The sequence below is a fragment of the Acidimicrobiia bacterium genome (assembly GCA_035948415.1).
Lineage (GTDB): Bacteria > Actinomycetota > Acidimicrobiia > IMCC26256 > PALSA-555 > PALSA-555.
In genome coordinates this window covers 1-7,493 of the sequence record DASZJD010000089.1, presented here as the reverse complement: position 1 = coordinate 7,493, position 7,493 = coordinate 1, and the positions used below count along the sequence as shown (strand labels likewise).

The following is a 7,493-nucleotide window of genomic DNA, read 5'->3' as shown; positions in this document are numbered from 1 at the left end:
GCGAGCATCGCGGTGTTGCTCGTGTTCATCCTGCCGGCCTTGCTCGACGGGGAGAGCCCCGTTCTCGTGGCCATCGTCGGCTCGGCGACAATCGCCTACGCCGCGCTCTACCTCGCCAACGGGACGCGAACCATGACCACCGTCGCCCTGCTCGGCACGCTGGCCACGCTGGCGCTCGTCGTGGGCCTCGCCGAGCTCTTCACCAGCGCGGCCCACCTCTCCGGGTTCGCGACCGAGGAGGCCATCCTGGTGCGGATCGGCACCGGCGGGATCGACCTGCGTGGGCTCGTGCTCGGCGGCATGGTCCTCGGTTCGCTCGGCGCCCTCAACGACGTCACCGTCACGCAGGCCTCGGCCGTGTGGGAGGTGCGGGCGGCGGATCCGAGGATGTCGCGCGCCCGTCTCTTCCGGTCGGGGCTCCGGGTGGGTCGGGACCACGTCGGCTCGACCGTCAACACGCTGGCGCTCGCGTACGCCGGGGCCGCGCTGCCGATCCTCATCCTGTTCGTGCTCTCCCGCCAGTCGCTCGGCACCGTCGCCAACAGCGAGATCGTGGCGACGGAGATCATCCGAACCCTGGTGGGCAGCGTCGGCCTCGTCGCCGCGGTGCCGCTGACCACCTGGCTCGCGGCGCGGACCGCGGCCGCCCCCGAGTCCGGGATCGAGGCGACAGGGTCCGGGGACGGGGCCGGGCAGGTCTGACTCGGCGCCGAACTGCGGGCCGCCAGACCCTCTGCTGACGGTCGCTCGCGCCCCGTGATGGCCGCGTCGCCATCGAGTCCACCCCTCGCATCGGTCGTCCGGTCGCGCGCGCGCGTCGCCGGGCCCCGGGTGATCGCGCGCTGGCTACCCGGCGGACACGAACCCTGAACCTGCCGTTCACCGTGCGCGTCGCGTCACCGACGTGGGTGGTCGGCGCGTCCGGAACTGCGCGATTGGCGCGAGCGGCACGACACCGCGCGGTTCGACCCCGGGAGCGCGGAACGCTCGCGCCGGTCACGCCGGGGTGACATCGTCGGTGACATCCGGGGGCGGCGGATCCGTTGGAGACGTCGAACCTGGTAGCAGGGATGGACTGGGTGCGCATGGACGAGCAGCAGCGGGATCGACATCGAGCCCGACCGTCGGGCGAGAGGCCGACGGCCAAGACCGCGGGCGAGGCGACCCACGCTCCGCCCGACGGTCTCGCACCGCTGGTTCTTGCCGTCGCGATCCTCGTGGCCGCCGCGGTCCCGGCGGGAGCGTTCTTGATCGTGCGCGGACCCAGCGACCTCCGGGTGAAGAACAGCGCCCAGACCCCGCGCGTCACGAGGCCGCCGCTCCTGACGCTGCCGGGAATCACCGACTCCACCGGCGCTCGGCCGTCGTCGCCACCCGCCGCCGCGGCCGCGGCTCCGCGGTCTGGCGGTCGGGCGTGGGCAGTGAGCAGCCTCTTTGGCGGTTCGCCGGGGAGCCCTCCGAGCGCGGGTGGCGCGGTCCCCGGTCCGCGTCCGGGCTCGGCCCCCGGGAGTCCGAGCCCGGTCTCGGCGCCTCGCAGCCCCAACGCGGCCGCCGCGTCCCAGAGTCCGGCCCCGGGTCTGCCGGCCAGCGGTTCCCCCTCGGGACTCCCGGCCGGGAGCGGCACCTCGATCTCGTCGAGCAGCGGCTCGAACTCCGCCCCGTCGGCAACCGGCCACGCGCCCGTGCCGCCCGCCGGTCCGACCCCGAGTCCGCCGATCACCGTCCCGGGTCTCTGAACCGCGGCCCCCGCTCGAGGGGGCGCGCGACCCGTACCGCGGACGTCGGCTCGTCCGACCTGCGCTCGTCGACCGGTCCCGAACGCTGAGGCCGGGTGGACCGGCCGCCGGGTGGCGACATCGTCGCTCGCGGTGATCGGACCAGGGCGTGGCGACCCGTCTGCGGCCGGCGTCGAGGACCAGCGAGGAGCCCCGGGGCGCGCGTGGCACCGCCGGCCCGCTCGCAGGCGACCCTGTACGCTCACGACCGTGGAGGGGGTGGGGGGCCGGTTCTGTGAGTCGTGCGGGGCCGAGGTTGGCTCCGACGCCCGCTTTTGTGGCTCGTGCGGTCAACCGGTCCGGCCGGTGGTCCCGATCGCCGACCCTCCCGCCGACGAGGTCGGCGCCGGTTCCGCCCCGTCCGGCCCGCCCCCGGCGACCGGCCGTCCTCCAGACTCAGAGCCGCCCATCGCGACGGGGTCGGGTGCGGCATCCGGGCCGCCCCCGGCGACCGGCCCACCAGCAGCCACGGAGCCAGCACCGGCCGGGGCAGCTCCCCGTGGAGCACCCGAGGTGGCGCGCCGGGCCGGGCGGCGCCGGCTGCTGATCCTCGCCGGTGGGGGCGGCACGCTCGCTGTGGTGGTCGCCGTCGTGCTGGCGCTCACGCTGTCGGGATCGTCCGGTGGCGGCTCGTCATCCTCGACCACTGGCGGCAACCGCCAGCTCGCGTTCTTAGCCTTTACGTCGTTCGGCTCCGCCGAGGACCAGGTCTTCAAGGTCATCAGTACGGAGACCGAGGCGGCGACGAGTGCGATCAGCGCGAACGACTTCCCCGGAGCGCAGGCCGCGTTTCGCGCTCTCGCCGATGGCGTGACACAGTTCCTGACGTCGCTGCGCAGCGTGCAGTTCCCTCCCTCGACGAACTCCAGCGTGCAGGCCCTCGTCACGAGCACCAGCCAGCTTGCGTCGGCTGCGACCCAGATGGGCAGCAAGATCGACAGCGCGAACTCGGGCGCGTACTTCGCCGCCAGTCAGGCGTGGCTCAACGCCATGCGCACAGCACAGCTCGACATCGCGGCCGCCGCCGGTGGTCGGGTGAAGGCAAGTCCGTCGGTGGATCCGTTCCGGCCGACCGCCACGTCCTGAGCTCAGCCCCGCCGTCGCCGCCGGAGACTGCCGCGCCGAACGCCGCATCGCTCGGTGGGGCTGGCAGCGAGTCAAGGCGCGGCGAGGCCGGCTCAAGGTTGCCTCCGGCGCCGACGATGCAACGTCAACCGAAGAAAGGGTTGGCGACGTGCACGGGGCCATCAGCCGCATCGGCGCTCTGCTGCTGGGCGCGATCGCTGCCGGAGCGCTGACGGCCGGCTATGTGGGCGCCCTGCCCCAAAACCGGGCTCGGGCCCCTGCTGGCGACGACGTCAGGGTCGAGTTTCGCGGAGATCTGAAGTCGATTCGCGTCGAGCCGCGATCCAGCGTCTGCGCCACCGCACGGCCCGAGTTCCCGTTCGAGGTCCGTCCGTTTGAGCGATCCATTGTGCATGTCGACGTGTCGTCGGAGCTCTCCTGCGTCGAACGCGGCGCGCGAGTGGATTGGAAGATTGTCTCGGCGCCGAGGTCCGCGAGCGACGCTCCAGAGGCTCTGATGTTGACGTACGAGTATCGCCACAAGGACGGCCGACTCACGTGCTCCTTCTTCAGCAAGGACCTGTCGTGCTCGATCAGGGACGACCCGCCAACAGCACTGATCACTGGTAGGTGACCCCGAGCTGCTGGGCGGGCTCTGCGTCCGCCCGGATCGAGCGCCGGTGCCCGACCTGTCCGCTCATCCGCGGTCGAGATCCGCGACGAGCTTCTTGGGCGGCGCCACTGGCGTTCGGCATCCCTCAGAGTCCTGGCTCTCTCGCTCCGAGTGACGCTGTTCTCCCCTGACGCATCGAGGAAGACGCCGAGCCAGTCCCGGAACACGCCAGACGCGCTCGCAGGCGCCTCGAACGATCCTCGGGTTCGACGGCAACGAGTTCCCGCTGCACGCCCGGCGGGGCCGAACACCGCAGCGTGACACGGCTATTGCGGTGACGGTCGTGGTCGTAGCGGTACCGTTGCCGTCGCCGCCCCCGTAGCTCAGCTGGACAGAGCAAGTCACTTCTAATGACGAGGTCGCAGGTTCGAGTCCTGCCGGGGGCGCTGCCAACCGGGGTAGCGAGCCGCATTCGAACCAGCGAGCTGCCGGGCACAGCTGTGCCGATCCGTGTTGCCCGTCGTGACGCCACGCCGCCGTTCGGTCGCGTTGTTCTGTGCGCACCGGCGTCGCGCCGAACACCCAATCGGGGCGCGGAGGTGGCCTCTCTTTCGCAAGGGTCGCCCGGCCACGCAGCGTTGCTCCGTGACGTGCTCAACGCACTGCAAGACTGCGGGATGCGCTTCGCGGACGTGCGGGCCGGGGCTCGCTGGTTGTAGCTGATGGGGTGGTCGACATCGCTTACGCGCAAAGCGGCGAACCCCCGTCCGATCCGATGGGACCACTTCGCCGCTGGTCGGATCTCGCCGATGCGCACAAGCCGTTGTCGACGGGCCGGCCGCGGCTGCACCATTCGCCTGTCACAGTGGCCGTGTGGCTGAGCAACAGCTCGATGGTGGGATCGCGAACGCAGGCCGGGTCGTCCGCGTCGGTCCGCATGTCCTTCGCCCCTCGACTCCGCACTCGGGTTCGATCCACGCCTTCCTGCGGGCGGTGAGGCACGCCGGATTCGAGGGTGCCTCGTCACCAGTCGGCATCGACGAGGACGGACGCGAGCGCCTCGTGTTCATCGACGGCGAGGTTCCGGTGGCGCCCTATCCGGACTGGAGCCAGTCCGACACCGCGCTGGCGTCCATCGCCAGGCTGCTGCGTGGGCTGCACGACGGCGCCCGCGGGTTCGACCCTCAGGGTCTCACCTGGGACGACAGTCTGGCTGACCCTGCGGGCGGGACGCTCGTGTGCCACAACGACGTGTGCCCCGAGAACGTCGTCTTCCGTGACGGCATCGCCGTCGCGCTGCTGGACTTCGAGTTCGCTGCCCCTGGCCGCCCCGTCTACGACCTGGCCCAGCTCGCCCGCCTCTGCGTACCGATCGACGACGACTTCGACCAGGCCCGGCTCGGCTGGCGACCCGCCGACCGGCCGGCACGGCTACGACTCGTCGGCGACACTTACGGACTGGACCGGGACGGCCGGGCGGAGCTGCTCACCGCCATGAACGATGCCATGGGCCGCATCGAGGCAGCCGCCCGGCGCCGCGTCGACGCCGGTGACCCGAACTTCACCGAGATGTGGAACCGGACCGGTGGCAGCGAGCGCTACGACCGCCGGCGCCGCTGGTGGACCGACCACCACGACCAGTTCGCGGCCGCCCTCCTCTGACGCGCATCCCATGCGCTGCCCGCACGCCGCGGAGCGATGAGTAGGGGAAGCCGGCCTTCGCTCCAGCGACGCGAGTCCGTCTCAGGTTTGACGACGGTCAGCAGGATCCGTAGGGGTCGATAGGTCCTGGTCGCATGCCGGTCAGGATCCAACTGTTCGCGGCCTCGTTCATGTAGGCGGCAGGGCACGGGACCGCGATCGCGATCACCATGCCGCCAGGGCAGAAATCCGCACGATACGCGCAGGTCATCGCTTGATGGCCATAGGCGTTTCCTGGACATTGGATCGTGAACGCTGGGTTGGCATGTGAGCCCAGATACGCGAGCGCGGCGTCGCATCCCCATTCCGGAGATTGGACCGCCGATGGTGATGCGGTCGGCTGCACCGGCGGCGTGGGTTGGGGCGGAGCAGGTTCGGTCGTTGTGGTCGGCGATCCGGCCGTTGCGGTCGTGGTCGGGGTAGGCACTGCGGATGTGGTCGCAGACCGGTGGTTTCTCGACAACGAGGGTGATCCTCGGCGCGCCGTGAAGACGATGCCCGATCCAGCGGCCGCGCTCATGAGGGCCACGCCAGTTACCGTGAGCGCTATCAGAGGAACTCGTCCCAGCCTGAGCACAGACCAGGGATCGGCGAGAGGCGGCGGCTCCTTGAGACCGACGGCACTGCCGCGCCGCGGCTCGGCGAGGCTGCCGGTCAGCCATTGTTCTCGGGCTGCTCGGGCTCCGGCCCAGGCCCCTTAGTCGTGCTCCTCCAGGGGCATCATTCGAACCCGCCGGAGGGACTCGCCGCGGTGCTCGCACTGAGCGTCAGGTCACGGCCCAAAGACCCAAGCGCCCGGGAAGCCCTTTGAATGCGTGGGCACCCCGGTTGACGAAGTTGATGTCGGATCCTCCGGCCAAATCCCTGACGGTCTGCGAGACGAGCGCCTCGGCGGGGCCGGCAGCGTCGCAGATGCGTTTGGCGATGCTCACAGGCAGGCCAACGACGTCCCCGGGGCGTACCTCGACCTCGCCGGTGTGGACCCCGGCCCGCACGGCAATCCCAAGCCCGGCCGCGTCCCTGACGATCTCCTGAGCGGCGCGAACCGCCCTGGTGCTCGCGTCGAACGTCGCGAGAAAGCCGTCCCCGATGGTCTTGATCTCCCGGCCGCGATAGCGGTCCAGCGTGGCCCGGATCATCGCGTCGTGATCGGCAACGACGTTGCTCCACTTGCGGTGGCCCATACGTGCGGACTGCGCGGTCGAGTCGACTATGTCCGTGAAGACAATCGTGGCCGTGACCACGTCTCCTTCGGGAGCCTGGCGGCCACCGGTCAGGAACTCCTCGATCTCATCCAGAAGGGCGTCAGTGTCACCGAGGAAATAGGCGTGGTCCGCGCCCGGCAGCTCAACGTACTTGGCTCCTGGGATGTGCTCGGCCAGGTACCGACCAGCCTCAACTCGCACGTAGAGGTCCCCGGCTCGATGGAGCACCAGGGTGGGAACCGTGATAGCCGGTAGCAAAGCGCGCACATCTCGGCGTGCGCCGGCTCGCATTGACGCGGCGGCTTGATCGGCTCCGATACCGAGGCGATGACCCCGCGCCCACCAGTCACGAAAGGCCGGGTCTTGAGCCTTGCTCGGGGCGAATAGCTCAAGCCCCGCGCCGGTCGACCATCTGTCGCTCGTGGAGGCGCTGTACTCGTCCAGGAGTTCAGCCGGCATGCCCCACGGATAGTCGGCCTCTTGGACGTAGTGCGCGTACGTGTCGATGAGGACGAGGGCAGAGACCCGCTCGGTATGACCGGCAGCGTGGCGGATGACGGTCGCGCCACCCTGGTTCCATCCGACGAGTGCGGCACGCTCGGACCCCACTGCGTCCAGTACCGCGGTCAAGTCGGCATCGACAATCTCGTCGACCAAGCTGTCAGCGAAGTTCCCGCCGGATGCTCCGATTCCTCGGCCGTCGTACCAAACGGTCCGGCTGAAACGACCAAGGCGCCGGGCGACGCGCACAAAGCTCGGCTCGTCCCAGAAGAAGTCGATCGCGATATCGACGGTCGGTGGTACCACGAGGTCGATCGGACCATCGCCGACAATCTGGTATGCGATGCTGCCGCCGTCCTGTGACTCCGCGTATCTCGTAACAGGTCGATCGTCCACGCCGCCGCCTTCGCTGCCGTCAGTGTGGCAGTTCAGGCCACGGAGGGCATCCACCGGTCTGATGGTCGGCGGGTTATACGGCAAGCGATCGAAGCCTTGTACGCCCCCAGGGACTCGAACCCTGAACCTAGTGATTAAGAGTCACTTGCTCTAACCAGTTGAGCTAGGGGCGCCCAACAGCTCATCGTATCCGTGGAGTTGAGTCGTGCTGTGAGCAACAGGGCGGCCTACCGTGCA

5 protein-coding genes and 2 tRNA genes are annotated in these 7,493 nt (G+C 70.0%); 5 read left to right on the top strand and 2 right to left on the bottom strand.

Going from position 1 to position 7,493, the window contains the following annotated elements; all coding sequences use genetic code 11:
* From VG869_12380 to VG869_12360, 5 genes are all read left to right on the top strand, one after another.
* Positions 1-702 (top strand): YibE/F family protein (locus VG869_12380; GenBank protein ID HEV3451989.1); only part of this gene is annotated, 702 nt, incomplete at its 5' end.
* Between the two features lie 1,586 nt (positions 703-2,288).
* Positions 2,289-2,861 (top strand): hypothetical protein, encoded by a 573-nt coding sequence (locus VG869_12375; GenBank protein HEV3451988.1) that lies wholly within the window; start codon positions 2,289-2,291, stop codon positions 2,859-2,861.
* Between the two features lie 148 nt (positions 2,862-3,009).
* The gene (locus VG869_12370) at positions 3,010-3,474 is read left to right on the top strand and encodes a hypothetical protein (GenBank protein HEV3451987.1); all 465 of its coding nucleotides are present in this window, start codon (positions 3,010-3,012) and stop codon (positions 3,472-3,474) included.
* A gap of 351 nt (positions 3,475-3,825) precedes the next feature.
* Positions 3,826-3,899 (top strand) — tRNA-Arg (locus VG869_12365).
* Between the two features lie 547 nt (positions 3,900-4,446).
* Complete coding sequence (locus VG869_12360; protein HEV3451986.1) at positions 4,447-5,115, top strand: phosphotransferase; 669 nt, start codon at positions 4,447-4,449, stop codon at positions 5,113-5,115.
* 806 nt (positions 5,116-5,921) lie between these two features.
* Here VG869_12360 and VG869_12355 read toward each other — a convergent pair.
* Together VG869_12355 and VG869_12350 are read right to left on the bottom strand one after the other, a co-directional pair.
* The gene (locus VG869_12355) at positions 5,922-7,310 is read right to left on the bottom strand and encodes an adenylate/guanylate cyclase domain-containing protein (GenBank protein ID HEV3451985.1); all 1,389 of its coding nucleotides are present in this window, start codon (positions 7,308-7,310) and stop codon (positions 5,922-5,924) included.
* Between the two features lie 45 nt (positions 7,311-7,355).
* Positions 7,356-7,429: transfer RNA gene (locus VG869_12350), tRNA-Lys, on the bottom strand.
* Positions 7,430-7,493: the final 64 nt, after the last annotated feature.